The 13,218-nt window shown below is 73.2% G+C and carries 10 protein-coding genes; 1 reads left to right on the top strand and 9 read right to left on the bottom strand.

What is annotated here, in order from left to right; genetic code table 11:
* Positions 1 to 59: 59 nt before the first annotated feature.
* Positions 60 to 341 carry a heavy-metal-associated domain-containing protein gene (locus IF37_RS0112960; RefSeq protein WP_030740949.1) on the top strand — a complete coding sequence of 94 codons (282 nt, stop codon included), beginning with the start codon at positions 60 to 62 and terminating at the stop codon, positions 339 to 341.
* A gap of 111 nt (positions 342 to 452) precedes the next feature.
* Here IF37_RS0112960 and IF37_RS0112955 read toward each other — a convergent pair whose 3' ends face one another.
* The 9 genes from IF37_RS0112955 to IF37_RS0112915 form a co-directional block, all read right to left on the bottom strand.
* On the bottom strand, positions 453 to 1,013 hold the full coding sequence (locus tag IF37_RS0112955) for a pyridoxamine 5'-phosphate oxidase family protein (protein ID WP_052845159.1): 561 nt from the start codon (positions 1,011 to 1,013) through the stop codon (positions 453 to 455).
* Positions 1,014 to 1,098: 85 nt separating this feature from the next.
* Positions 1,099 to 2,331, bottom strand: coding sequence for a cytochrome P450 (locus IF37_RS0112950; RefSeq protein ID WP_052845157.1), 1,233 nt, complete (start codon positions 2,329 to 2,331; stop codon positions 1,099 to 1,101).
* A 115-nt stretch (positions 2,332 to 2,446) separates the two neighbouring features.
* Positions 2,447 to 4,042, bottom strand: coding sequence for an MFS transporter (locus IF37_RS0112945; RefSeq protein WP_030740942.1), 1,596 nt, complete (start codon positions 4,040 to 4,042; stop codon positions 2,447 to 2,449).
* Between the two features lie 147 nt (positions 4,043 to 4,189).
* Positions 4,190 to 4,852, bottom strand: a complete 663-nt coding sequence (locus tag IF37_RS40820) for a hypothetical protein (RefSeq protein ID WP_052845155.1) — start codon at positions 4,850 to 4,852, stop codon at positions 4,190 to 4,192.
* Entirely contained in the window at positions 4,849 to 6,714 is a 1,866-nt protein-coding gene (locus tag IF37_RS0112935; RefSeq protein ID WP_079165712.1) for an acyl-CoA dehydrogenase family protein, read from the bottom strand. Before IF37_RS0112935 ends, IF37_RS40820 begins: the two co-directional genes overlap by 4 nt.
* Positions 6,711 to 7,769, bottom strand: coding sequence for a methyltransferase (locus IF37_RS0112930; RefSeq protein ID WP_052845153.1), 1,059 nt, complete (start codon positions 7,767 to 7,769; stop codon positions 6,711 to 6,713). Before IF37_RS0112930 ends, IF37_RS0112935 begins: the two co-directional genes overlap by 4 nt.
* Before the next feature lie 65 nt (positions 7,770 to 7,834).
* On the bottom strand, positions 7,835 to 8,626 hold the full coding sequence (locus tag IF37_RS0112925; protein WP_052845171.1) for a hypothetical protein: 792 nt from the start codon (positions 8,624 to 8,626) through the stop codon (positions 7,835 to 7,837).
* A gap of 47 nt (positions 8,627 to 8,673) precedes the next feature.
* Positions 8,674 to 9,459 (bottom strand): leucyl/phenylalanyl-tRNA--protein transferase, encoded by a 786-nt coding sequence (locus IF37_RS0112920; protein WP_253915747.1) that lies wholly within the window; start codon positions 9,457 to 9,459, stop codon positions 8,674 to 8,676.
* A gap of 7 nt (positions 9,460 to 9,466) precedes the next feature.
* Positions 9,467 to 12,499, bottom strand: a complete 3,033-nt coding sequence (locus IF37_RS0112915) for an amino acid adenylation domain-containing protein (protein ID WP_079165711.1) — start codon at positions 12,497 to 12,499, stop codon at positions 9,467 to 9,469.
* Positions 12,500 to 13,218: the final 719 nt, after the last annotated feature.

Below are 13,218 nucleotides of genomic sequence, written 5' to 3'. Positions count from 1 at the left end.
CCCCAACCCGCCAGGGGTATTGGCGCGTTCCGTCTCTTCACTACCCCAGGAGGAAGCCCATGTCGTCCTGCTGCACCCCTGACGGCAGCTGCCACTCCGGCTCGACCGGCGAGGCCGCGGCCGACGGCGCCAAGGCCGTCTACGCCGTGACGGGCATGACCTGTAGCCACTGCGAGTCCGCGGTCACGAAGGCCGTCAGCGGCGTCGAAGGCGTGCTCTCGGTCGACGTGGACGTGAAGACCGGCCGGGTCACCGTGGTCGCCGAGCAGGGCCCCGACGACGCGCTGATCGCCAAGGCCGTCGACGACGCCGGGTACGAGCTGACCGGCCGCGCCGCCTGACGCCGGTGCCACCAGACGCTCCCGGCCGTGGGCCGGGAGCGGTCCGGCCGGGCTCGCACACCCCCCGTCAGCGAGCCCGGCCCGGCCATCCTCCCCCCGGCCGGCCCCGGCTCAGGGAGACGTCACGCGCACGCGCGCGTGGGCGGCCAGCCGGGCCTGCGTACCGGAGTCGAGCGGCAGTTCGACACGGCGGTCGATGCGGTCCTCCTCCCAGTGGCGGGTGTCGATCAGCCACCAGCGCTCGACGTCGACCCGGTAGAGACGGTGCGGCGCGGACCCGCGCAGCCGCTCCGGCGGCAGCCGCCACTCGGCACGCTGCCGGGCGTCGGGGAACACCGTCTCGTAGAAGGGCGCGTAGTAGGCGTCCAGCAGTTCGGGGCCGATCTCCGCGCAGCGGCCGGTGAACTGCGCGCCGTCCACGGACGCGACGGCCACCCCGGCGGCGCCCGCGGTCACGAACAGCGAACCGCTCACCCGGGGCTCCGCGCGCAGGTCGCCGCTGTGCCGGGAACCGGTGGACGAGCCGAACACGAAGTGCAGCGGATCGGTGAACCACGCGTACTCCAGGGTGGCCACCCACGGGAGCCCGTCCCGGGCGGTGGCCAGGTTCAGATAGCGCGCCGTGTTCAGCAGGTGCGCCGTCCGCTCGGTCAGGCTCTCGTCGGCCGTCATGCGGGGCCTCCCGGTGTCGTGCCGCGGTGCCGCGGCGGGTACGGGTGCGCGGTGCGCCGGGTGTGCCGGCCGTGCCCGGCGGCGGTCACGTGTGCCGCAGGAGGACCGGCAGCGACGCGATGTCGTTGCCGATGAAGGTCTGCCCGGGCGGTACGTCCTGTGGATCCACGGCCAGGGCCAGGCGCGGGAACCGGTCGAACAGCGCGGGCAGCGCGACGCGGGCCTCCAGCCGGGCCAGGTGCGAGCCGGGGCAGAAGTGGGCGCCGAGGCCGAAGGCGAGGTGGTCCTTGTCCTCCCGGCCGATGTCGAACGTCTCGGGGTCGTCGTGCACCCCGGGGTCCCGGCCGTGGGCGCCGTAGCAGATCAGGATGGCGTCGCCGGCGCGGATGACCACGCCCTCACCGAGGTCGATGTCCTCGGCGGCCCAGCGCATGGGCAGGTGCATCACCGGGCAGTGCACGCGGAGGGACTCCTCGACCGCCTCCTCCCAGCGCGCCGGGTCCGCCCGCAACAGCTCCAACTGGTCCGGGCGGGTGAGCAGTTCGCGGATGGTGTGGTCCAGCAGGTTGATGGTCGTCTGGCTGCCGCCGCCGATCATCAGCAGCAGCGTGGAGACCAGCTCGTGCTCGTTCAGCGCCTCCTCGCCCTCCTCGCGCGCGGCGAGCAGGAAGCTGGTGAGGTCGTCCGCCGGCGAGGTCCGCCTGGTCGCGATCAGCCGGTGCATGGCGGCCACCAGGTCGTTGTACAGGGCGACCGACTCCTCCTCGGACAGGCCGGTCTTGGCCACGGCGCGGAACACGCGCAGCACCTCGGGCCGCTGGTCGTCCGGGATGCCGAAGAGGTCCAGGATCACCCGGGTCGGCACGGAGTAGGAGAACTCCTCGTGCAGGTCGACCGGTTCGTCACCCGGCCGGGTGGCCAGCCCGTCCAGGAGCATGGCGACGGACGCCTCGATGTGCGACCGCAGCCGCTCCACCCGCCGGGGGGTGAAGGCCGGGGTGATCAGCTTGCGCAGCCGTGTGTGTTCCCGCCCGTCCGCCGTGGCCATCGAGTCCAGGTCGACCCACGGGGACAGCCAGGGCACCGACCCGGGCCGGTAGGCCGGCACGGTCTTCTTCAGGTCCCGGGACACGCCGGGATGGGTGAGGAGCGTCCTGACGACGTCTCCGCGGGACACCGACCACGCCGCCACCCCTTCGGGCAGTTGCACGGGGACGGCGGGCCCCAGCGAGCGCAGGCGTTCGACCTGTGCGTACATGCACCGGCCGCCCTTGTTGTCGAGCGTCTCGGTGGGAGTTGCGCTGAAGGGAATCGTCACTGCGTGCCTCCTGATGAGGGCCGGACGCGGCGGCCGGGGCAGCTGTCGCCACTGCTCCGGCCGCCACGTCCGGCGGTTGTCGGCTGGTGCGGTGTGCTCCGGCCGGCCGCACCGTTCAGTCGGCCTCCGTGGCGGAGACCGGTGCGGCCGGGCCCGCGTCGGGGGTTCCGCCCCCGGGCACCGCCGAGCCGGTCGGCGGTACGTGGCGCAGGGAGACCGCCGCGGCGACGGCGCCCGCCGCCGCGATCACCGCCGCGGTGGCGGCGGCGACGTTGAGTCCGGACGTGAACGCGTCCCGGGCCGTGCCCAGTAGCTGGTCACCGAGCCGGCCGGGGAGTTCCCGGGCCGCGGCCACGGCGCCGTCGAGGTTCTCCCGGGCGGCGGAGGCCGCCGAGTCGGACAGGCCCCGCGGCAGCTTGTCGTCGACGCCGTCGCGGTAGACGGCGGTGCCGATGGTGCCGATGACGGCGACGCCCAGCGAGATGCCGAGGTCGTTGACGGTCGAGGCCAGGCCGCCGGCCGCGCCCGCCTTCTCCGGCGGCACCGAGCCGACCACGAGGTCGGTGGTCAGGGCCATGGAGGGGGAGACGGCCGGGTAGAGCACGATGAAGGCGACGATGACCCAGGGCAGGGCGGTGGTGCTGTCGATCTGGGTGAACCAGATGTAGCCGACGACCTGGACGGCCAGTCCGGCGGCGATGACGTACCCCGGCCGGACCCGCCGGGCGAGGACCGGCGACCGCATCGCGACCACGATCAGGACGAGGGCCGCGGGCAGGATCGCGAACCCGGTCCTGAGCGGCGACAGCGCCTTCACCAGCTGGAGGTACTGGGTGAACATCAGATACACGCCGCCCAGGCCCATCGCCGAGAGGATGAAGACCCCGAGGGCGCCGCTGACCGTGCGGTTCTTGAACAGCCGTACGTCCAGCAGCGGTTCGGCGGAGCGCAGCTGGCGCAGGACGAACACGACGCCGAAGAGCACGCCCAGCACGACGGCCAGCGCCGAGAGCAACGGCGAGTCGGCGGTGGCGAAGGACTTCACACCGTAGATCAGCGGAAGCAGCGTCAGCAGCATGAGCAGCGCGCTGAACAGGTCGAGCCGGCCCGTGCTGGGGCCCTGCCGGCCCGGCAGTAGCAGGGGCGCGCCGATCACCACGACCGCCATCACCGGTACGGCGACCAGGAACGTGGCCCGCCAGGAGAACGCCTCCAGCAGCAGGCCGCTGAGCAGCGGGCCGAGCGCGACGCCGGCCGAGATGGCCGCCGCCCAGGTGCCGATGGCGACGCCCCGCTGCCGGGGGTCCTGGAACATGGTGAAGATCAGGCCGAGGGTGGTCGGCATCTGCATGGCCGCCGCGACGCCGAGCAGCGCCCGCCAGACGATCATCAGCTCCGGCGAGTCCGTGAAGGCGGCCACCGCCGAGACCGCCCCGAAGAGCACCGCCCCGGTCACCAGGAGGTTCCGGTGGCCGAAGCGGTCGGCGACGGTGCCCATCAGGACCAGCAGGCTCGCCATCAGGAAGCCGTAGATGTCCAGGATCCACAGGGTCTGCGTGCTGCTGGGCCGCAGATCGGCCGCGAGATAGGGAATGGCCAGGAACAGGATGGTCAGCATCATGAACAGCAGCAGCGCGGGCAGGACCAGCAGGCCCAGTGCGGCCCACTGCTTGCCCCCCGCGCGTAACTGCGGACTTTCTGCCGAAGACATCAGCACTCCTCTCCTCGTCGAGACCTGCGCCAACACCGCGCCACGGCACGGCCACTTGACCCACAGGCATACCCCTACCGGGTATGGCGTGAAAAATACGGGTGGGGGGTATGGGTGTCAAGCCGGTGGGGGCCGGGACAGGCGGGGTCAGCCGGTGCCGAGGCCGTGCGCCAGGCAGTTCCAGAACACGGTCTCCAGCGCGTGCACCGTCCGCGCGCACCGCACCGCCGCGACCGGGTCGTCCCCGCCGGCCAGCCCGTCCGCCAAGGTCGCCGTCGCCCGGTCCAGCAGCTCCTGCGGGGTGTCGGCGAAGTAGCGGAAGTGCTCCAGCGCCCGCTCCTCGATGCCGTACCGCGCCACCAGGGCGTCGGCCACCCGGACATAGGTCTCGGTGGACTCCCCCACGTTCGCCAGCAGGGCGAGCGCCAGGTCGCTGGCGGTGCCGAACAGCGCCGAGCGCACCAGGTACGCCGGGTACGCCTGCGCGAGCGGGCGCGGCGCGTAGGCGCGCAGCTCCTCGTGCGCCATGCCGAGCGCCGTCGCGAAGTCCCCGAGCAGCGCCAGCGCCTGTCCCTCGCCCTCCGCCATGGCCAGGTACAGGTCGCCGGCCGGGGCGGCGGGGAAGCGTGAGGCGATCAGCGCGAAGCTGCGCCGGTCGCTGCTCACCAGGTGGTACAGCTCCCCGGCGAGCCACCGGAGCCGTTCCGCGGGCATGCGGCCCTGTTCCAGCACCTCCAGGAAGCGGTTCGGTTCGGCGTCCCGGGCGATCTCCCGCCGCGCCGCCGCCAGGACCTCCGTCACGCCGTTCACCGGGTCCTCCTCGTCACTCGGTCACCAGGGCGGACGGTGTCCGGCGGCCCGCCCGGCCGCACGGTCCGCCGCAGGTTCGGGCCGGTCGCCGGCCCCGGCCGCGGCTCGGCGATCCAGGGCCCGTCGACGGAGGCGTCCACCACGCCGTCCTCCAGCCACAGGTAGCGGCCGGCCAGGACCCGCCCCGTCACCTCCCGGTCCGCCGCGTCGGTGTTGTCACCGAGCCGGTCCAGCGACTCCGCCACGCGCAGCCGCGCGTGACGGCAGAAGGCGTCGGCGAGTTCGGCCGGGGCGCCCTCCGGGCCGTCGAGCGCCCGGGCGTAGACGCAGCTCGCGCTCATCGCGTACAGCTCGGCGCCGATGTCGACGATCCTGCCGAGGAACCGCTGGCGCTCCTCGATCCCGTCGGCCGGGGCCGCGGCGACCGCGGCCAGTTCACCGGCGATCCGGCGGCAGGTCCGGTCCACGAACTCCAGATGACCGTCCAGCACCCCGCCCCGGCCGTGCGGCACCGCCCGGTCCGCGGCGGAGGTGTCCCCGGCGTCCCCGGCGGTCCGGTGCGCCTCGACCAGGTCGTGGGCGAGGAAGGACCGCAGCGCCTCGCTTGAGCCGTCGAAGATGCGGCCCACCCGGACGTCCCGCAGCAACTGCTCGACCGGGACACCGCGCTCGCCGCGGGCGACCGCCGACTCCGCCGTCTCGTAGCCGCGCCCGCCCCGGATCTGCACCAGCTCGTCCGCGACGGCGCACGCCCGCTCCGACGCGAACAGCTTGGCCAGCTCCGCGTCCAGCCGGGTGTCGGTGTCACCGCGCTCCGCCCGCCGGCCGGTCACCTCGACCATCGCCTCCAGGGCGAACGCGGTGGCGGCGATGAAGGACACCTTCCCGGCCACCGCGTCGTGCCGGGCGATGGGCCGGCCGAACTGCACCCGGGCGGCGCTCCACTGCCGGGCGATGCTGAGGGCCCACTTGGCCGCGGCGGCGCTCGCCGCCGGCAGCGAGAGCCGTCCGGTGTCCTGGGCGGCGAGGGCGATCGCCAGTCCCTCGCCCTCCGCGCCGATCCGGTTGCGGGCCGGCACGACCACCCGGTGCAGCCGGACGCAGCCGTTCTCCAGACCGCGCAGCCCCAGGAAGGAGTTGCGGCGCTCCACCGTCACCCCGGGCGCCCCGGCCTCCACGACGAAGGCCGTCATCCTGCCCTCGCCGCCGTCCGCGGCGGGTACCAGCGCCATCACCACGAGCAGGTCGGCGACGGTGCCGTTGGTGGTCCAGGTCTTCACCCCGTCGAGCACATAGCTGTCCGAGTCCGGGTCGTGGACGGCCGTGGTGCGCATGCGGAACGGGTCGTTGCCGATGTCCGCCTCGGTCAGGGCGAAGGCGGCGATCTCCCGGACGCAGCGCGGCAGGAACTCCTCCTTCTGCTCGTCGGTCCCGAACAGCGACAGCGGCTGGGCCAGCCCGATCGCCTGGTGGGCCGCGAGCAGTTCGCTCAGCGCCGGGTGCGTCGTGCTGGTGATCATCAGGGCGCGGAGGTAGCACAGCGAGGACAGGCCCAGCCCGCCGTACCGGCGGGGAATCCTGATGCTCAGCGCACCGATGTCCTTCAGCCCCTCGATCACGGCGTCCGGCACGTGGTCCTCGCGCTCGATCGCGACGCTGTCGACCTCCTTCTCGCAGAAGTCGCGCAGCCGGGCGAGGAAGCGCTCCTCCTCCGGCGGGAGCCGTCGCGGATCGCCCTCCGGGAGGGCGAGCAGCTCCGTCCGCAGCCGGCCGAGGAACAGTTCGCCGGCGAACCCCGGCCGCCGGGCGGCGGCCGGGGCCGGCGGACCGGCCTGGGGCCCCGGCGCCTGGTCCGCCGTCATGCCGCGGACGCGGGGACGGCCTCGACGACCGACAGCGGTCCGGCCTGCCCCAGACCGACCGACCGCACGGTGAAGCCCGTCTCCTCCAGCAGCGCCCGGAACTCGCCCTCGGTGCGTTCCTGGCCGCCGGTCGTCACCATCATGTTGACGTCCGTGAAGTATGCGACGGGCGCCGAGGTGTCGGCGGTCTCCGGCAGTACCGTGCCGACGATCAGCAGGGTCGCGGACGCGGGCATGTGGGCCCGGACGGTGCGCAGGATCGCCCGTGCCTCGTCGTCGCCCCAGTCCTGGAAGACGCTCTTGATGATGTAGAGGTCGCCGCCGCCCGGGACGGACTGGAAGAAGTCGCCGGCCCGGACCTCGCAGCGGTCGGCGAGTCCCGCCTTGGCCAGGGTGTCGGGGGCCTCGGCCACCCCGCTCGGGCTGTCGAAGACGACGCCCCGCAGTCCGGGCCGGGCCAGCAGGATCGCGCTCAGCAGCGTGCCGTCACCGCCGCCGAGGTCCACCACGGTCCCGGTCGCCGGGAAGTCGTACCCCGCGGCCAGCTGCGCCGCCGAGAGCCGGGACTCCTCGCTCATCGCCACGTTGAACAGGGTGCTGGTCTCGCCGTGCTGGGCCAGCCAGTCGTAGACGCCCATCTCGTGGACGTGGTCGAAGGCGCGCTCGCCCGTCGTGACGGTGTGGCGCAGGTTCTGCCAGGACGTGAGGAAGATGGGGTGGCAGAACATCCGGGCGAACTTGTGCAGGGAGTCCGGGGAGTCGGAGCGCAGCTGCGAGCCGACGTCGGTCAGCGTGAAGCGGCCCGGCTCGGGCTCCTCGGCGATGCCGACGGAGACCAGCATCCGCAGCAGCCGCCGCAGCGAGGGCTCGTGCGTACCCGTGGCGTCGGCCAGTTCCCGGCTGGTGCGCGCACCCGTGCCGATGAGGTCCGCGAGTCCCAGCTCGGCGGCCACGCCGATGCCGTGCGCGGTCATGTAACCGCCGATCCGCTGGATCAGGGCGGCCCGCAGATCCAGCTTGTCGGTGGCGAGGACGTCCTGGGGAGTCGTGCTCATGGGAGGTCGTACTCCTTCTCGTCGGTGTCGCTCGGTCGAGGTCGGTCGGCTCGGGTGCCGGGTCGTCAGGGGCGCCGGCCGGTGAGCCGGTGCCGGACCCAGACGTTCGGCTCGACGTAGACCGCGTGGTCGTGCGCGGTGTTCACGGTGAGCGGGGTCAGGGCGCCGGGCAGCTCGACGGGGCCGTCGGTGTCCAGGGGCAGGCCGGTCCACGCGCGCCACTGGGCGAGGCTCCCCGCGATGGTCATGGACGCCGGGCACACCTTGAGCACCTCGCCGCCGGCTCGTACGTGCACGCGCAGCCACGGGTCCTCGGGCAGGCCGTCGGGCCGCCGCAGCGCCAGGTACTCGGCCAGCGGCTGCCGGGGATGCCGGTGCTTGCCGCTGGGCCGCACCGGACCCACGAGGTCGCGCAGCCCCTTGGCCGTCGCGTGCCCGATGAGGGCGCGCAGGGTGTACCCGGACAGGTTCTGCGCGAGGCGGCCCGGGGCGACAGCGATCTCCAGGGCGCACAGCGCGGTCGGTTCCCGGCCGGCGACGGTGTCGGTCAGGCACTGGCGCAGCGTCTCGTCCCAGCCGGTGTCGGGCAGCCCGTCGGGATCGCCGTCCCAGGTGAAGGGCACGCTCGCCGCCCGTGCCACGACCCGGTCCGTCTCGTCGAGCATGACGAGCTGGTACTCGGCGTGCCGGCGCAACGCCCAGTCCACGAGGAGCGGTTCGGGGCGGATGTAGGCGGGCCACGACGACTCCATCGTGATCAGCGCCTCTTCGAGATCGGGCCGCTCGGCGAGGCTGAGCACGCGCAGACCGGTGCCGGCGGTGCCGGCCGTGCTGGTGGTGCCGGGGGCAGTGGACATGGCGTCCCTTCCGTCGGTGAGCGCGGGCACGGGCGTGGTCGGGGTCCTCACGCCGCGAGGCGGCGGGCGGGCAGCCGCTCGGTGGCCAGCGGCCGGCCCTCGGGCCGGCGGGCCAGCAGGCCGAGGTAGCGGGACCGGGGGATCGGTCTCGCGCCCAGCAGCCGGACGTGGTCGCCGTCGCGCTGTACGTCGACGGCGCGCCCGCCGGCCTCGGCGAAGCGGCGGGTCAGGTCGGCGACCGCCGCCTTGCCCGCCCCGCTGCGCAGCGTGAACTGGGAGTCGGCGCTGAACACGGCTCCGACCCGGATGCCGAAGGTGCCGCCGATCAGTTCGTCGCCGTCCCACACCTCGACGCTGTGCGCATGGCCGAGTCCGTGCAGCACGCACAGGCCGCGCAGCAGGTCGTCGGTGAGCCAGTGCTCGGTGCGTCCCGCGCGGCACCGGCGGACCACCTCCTCGAAGCAGACGTCCGCCGTCGTCGTCCAGTCGGTGCTGTGGCGCAGCTGCCGGCGCAGGCTGCGCTGGAAGCGGGCCTCCTCCACCCGGATGACGGGCCGCGGGTCCGGTGAGCACCAGGCGATGGAGAAGGGCTCGTCGCAGCCGGGCAGCACCTTCACGACACCGGCGTCGACGTCGGCCTCGTGGATCAGCTCGTTGACGATGCGCTGCTCGGCGGTGCCGGCCGGGAAGGGGTACAGGCCGCGCCGGTAGGCGGCGAGCAGCGACTGCGGACCCAGGTCGCCGCCGAAGGCGACCGGCCCGTCCGCCGGGCCGCCGAGGACGTCCAGCGATTCCCACAGGCCGCCGGTACGGGCCAGCGTACGGATGTACACGTCCACCTCACAGGAAGTCGATGGAGGCCAGGTACCGGATGTAGCGGTCGAGCAAGGCCGCGTCCACGGGCGGGATCTCGATGCCGCTGCCGCGCAGCGCGTCGTCGACGTTGTCCCGGGAGAAGACGGGGAACGTCGTCTCCAGGTACATCTCGGCCACGCTCATCTCGCCGGTGGAGCAGCGGTCGATGAAGAGCGGGGCGAAGGGCGTCATCGGGTGGTCGGGCCGTTCGACCGCGGTCGTCACGATCCCGTCGACCCACTGCTCCCAGGGGATCTCGCGGATGGTGTGGCCGTGCGCCCGCAGCCGCTCGACCAGGAGGGAGACGTTCACCTTCCCGGGATTGGTCAGGTGGTAGACCTCGCCGGCCGGCAGCCTGCTCGACGCGATGTGCAGCAGCGCGGCGGAGTAGCAGTCGACCGGTGTGTAGTCGAGGGGGAGTTCGGCGACGGGCGCGGTCCCGGTGTCGACGATGAACTTCTTCATCGCGCACATCTCGGTGGCCGTGTTCCAGGCGCCGGTCGCGCGGTCGCCGGAGATGTCGGCGGCGCGGTAGACGGCGACCGGCAGACCCTGCGCGGCCGCGTTCAGCAGCAGCCCCTCGGCGACCCACTTGCTCTCGACGTAGCCGACGGAGAGCCGGTCCGGGTGGTCCAGCGGGGTCCGTTCCGTGACGTGCCGGACGCCGGCGGTGCCGAAACCCGAGATGACGGCCATCGTGGAGACGTAGTGGACGGGGATGTTGCGGTGGCGCCCGGCCATCCGGATGATCTCCCGGGTGCCCTCGACGTTCGCCGGGCGCATGTGGGAGTACGGGTAGATGAAGTTCACCAGCCCGCCGGGGTGGTGGATGACGTCGACCACCCGGGCGAAGCGGTCGAACTCCGCTTCCGGGAGCCCGAAGCGCGGCTTCGCCAGGTCGCCCGGCACGGGGCAGATCCGTCCGGACACCACGAAGGCGGCCAGGTCCTCGCCGAGGTAGCGGCGCGCGGTGTCCTGGAGGCGCTCCGTGGCGTGCCGGGCGTCCCGGGCCCGTATAAGGCAGTGCACGGTGGCGCCGGTGGTCCCGAGCAGGTCGCGCAGGAGGTGGATGCCCAGGAACCCGGTGGCTCCGGTGAGGAAGACGTGGGCGGGGTCCGCCCAGGCGGTCCCGCCCGCGGGCGCCGCGGCGATCGGTACCCCGACGGCCGTGTCGGCGCGCAGGTCGGCCTGGGCCGCGCCGTCCGCGCTGAGCGTGCCGGCCCGCGCCGATTCGACCGCGGCGGCGAACCCGCGCGGTGTCGCGTCGTCCAGCAGCAGCCGGATCAGGGGACGCACCTGGGTGATCAGCACCCCGAGCGAGGCCCGCACCTTCGCCATCAGCTCGGCCGCGAGGATCGAGTTGCCGCCGAGGGCGAAGAAGTTGTCGTCGGGCCGCACCTCGTCCACGCCGAGCACCTGGCACCACAGACCGGCGACCGCGCGCTCGACCAGGCTCGCGGGGGCGGCTCCGGCACCGGCCGCCGACGGCGCCGCCCGCACCCCGGCGGGATCGGGCAGGGCGGCCAGGTCGATCTTGCCGTGCGCCGTCGTCGGCATCGCGTCGAGCTGGACGAACCGGGCCGGGACCAGGTACGCGGGCAGGTGCCGGGCGGTGAAGGCGCGCAGTTCCGCGGGGTCGAGCCGGTGGGCGGCGCGCCGCGCGGTGAAGTAGGCGGCGAGCTGCTCCTCCCCCCGGTGGGTGAAGGACGTCACCGCCGCGTCGTCGACGAGGTCGTGCGCCGACAGTGTCGCCTCGATCTCGGCCGGCTCGACGCGGAAGCCACGGATCTTGATCTGCCGGTCGGCGCGCCCCACGATCTCCAGGTCGCCCCCGGCCGTCCAGCCGCCCAGGTCACCCGTGCGGTACACGGGCCCCGCGTCCGGCGCCGACCCCGGCAGGGTCAGGAAACGCCTCCTGGTCTCGGCCTCGTCGGCCGGATAGCCCTGGGCGACCCCGGGGCCGCCGAGGTAGATCTCGCCGTGCCGTCCGGGCGGGACCGGGTTCAGCTCCTCGTCCAGCACGTGGACGACCGTCTCCGGCAGGGGCCGGCCGACGGGCGCGGGACCCTGCGGCGGGAGCGCCTCCGCGGTGATCTCCATGGTGCAGGAGGTGATCGTCGTCTCGGTCAGGCCGTAGGCGTTGACCAGCCGTGAGTCCGGCATCAGGCGCAGGGCGGTCCGGCAGTCCTCGGCGTACACCGCGCTGCCGCCCACGATGGTGAGCCGCACCGGCAGGCCGAGGGGGTCGCGGGCGAGTTCGGCGAGGAAGGCGCGCCAGTAGGGCGGGGTGAGGTCCATGACCGTCACGCCCAGCGAGACGAGCCGGGCGGGCAGCTCGCTCGGCGCCCAGTTGTACTCGGGCAGCACGAGCGTCGCTCCGTTGAGCAGGGTGTTGAGGATCTGCTCCACGGAGGTGTCGAAGGAGAGCGCGGCGAACTGGAGCACCCGGTCGTCCGGCCCGACGCCGTACCGCTCGTTCACGGTCCGGCACAGATGGCCGAGGGAGGCGTGGGAGACCCGCACGGCCTTCGGGGAGCCGGTGGACCCCGAGGTGTAGATGACGTAGGCGGTGTCCGAGGGCTCGACGGCGACCGGGGGCGGTCCGGCGGGCGGTCCCGCGGCGGCCGGCCCCTCCGGGTCGAGGGCCGTCACCGGCAGCCCGGCGAACCGGTGCGCGTGGTCGGGGCGGGTGACGGCGACCGCGCAGCCCGTCTCCTTGACGTAGGCGGCGATCCGGTCGTCGGGGACGCCGGGCTCCACCGGGAGGTAGGCCGCGCCCGCCTTGAGCGTCGCGAGGAACGACACGACCAGGTCGATCGACCGCTCCAGGTGGACCATGACCACCGAACCGCGCCCCACCGAGCGACTCCGCAGGCGGTGGGCGAACCGGTCCGCCCGCGCGTCGAGTTCGGCGTAGCTGATCCGGCGGCCGTCGTGCTCCACCGCCGTCGCCTCGCCACGGGCCGCTGCCACGGCGGCGAACCGGTCCTGTGCGTACGGCTTCCCGATGATGTCCATGAGTCCTCTCGTCCAGTGCGGGTGTGAGAACGCTGACTGTCCGTCCACGCACGGCGGCGCGGGACGGAATCGATGCCTGGGATCGCGCCGACCCGGGGCGGAGCGGGCTGGAGGCCGAGGCGCCGGTGTGCTGGTGTCGTTGGCTGACGGGCGGGATTCGAAAGGCGGAAGCCGCCGCGCCCGGCACGCCGAGGGCATGCGGACACGGCTCGGCGGCCACAGCCGGAAAAGGGTCAGCCGGCGCTGGAAAAACGGATGGGTGAGTTCAGCGGCCGTGCGGTCGATAGCGCGGCTACGCCGTCACACGCGGCAATCTGTGGACGCGATCGGTATCTGCATCATCGATGTCTCCATCGTTGCCGTCCCCCATCTCCAACCGAACGTCAGTTGCTCTGCCCGGTACTCGACCCGGCGCCGACTGTGCTCTGTTGCGACCGTGCCGAGGAAACCCTACGGGGGTAGCCGTTGTCAACGGGGAAGATCGCTATTCCGTAGGGCGGAACAGTGCCGGGGGAGGGGGTCACTTGGGGAGAAAAGAGGCACCGAAGCCGCTCTCACCTGTGCCAGGGACACAACCGGGGATCAGGTAATCGAGCGGTAATCCGAGGGTTCACAACGGCACGGACAGCCTCCGTCTCCCTGGCCGAACACCTTGCTTCCCCTAGGGGGTATAGGTATAAGTGATGCGGCAGCCCGCGTATGTGCCACTGGCCGAGTCG

Origin of the sequence: Streptomyces sp. NRRL S-31 (assembly GCF_000718775.1) — a bacterium.
Lineage (GTDB): Bacteria > Actinomycetota > Actinomycetes > Streptomycetales > Streptomycetaceae > Streptomyces.
Note: the sequence above shows the minus strand (reverse complement) of the source record. Positions and strands in the feature narration are given on the sequence as shown.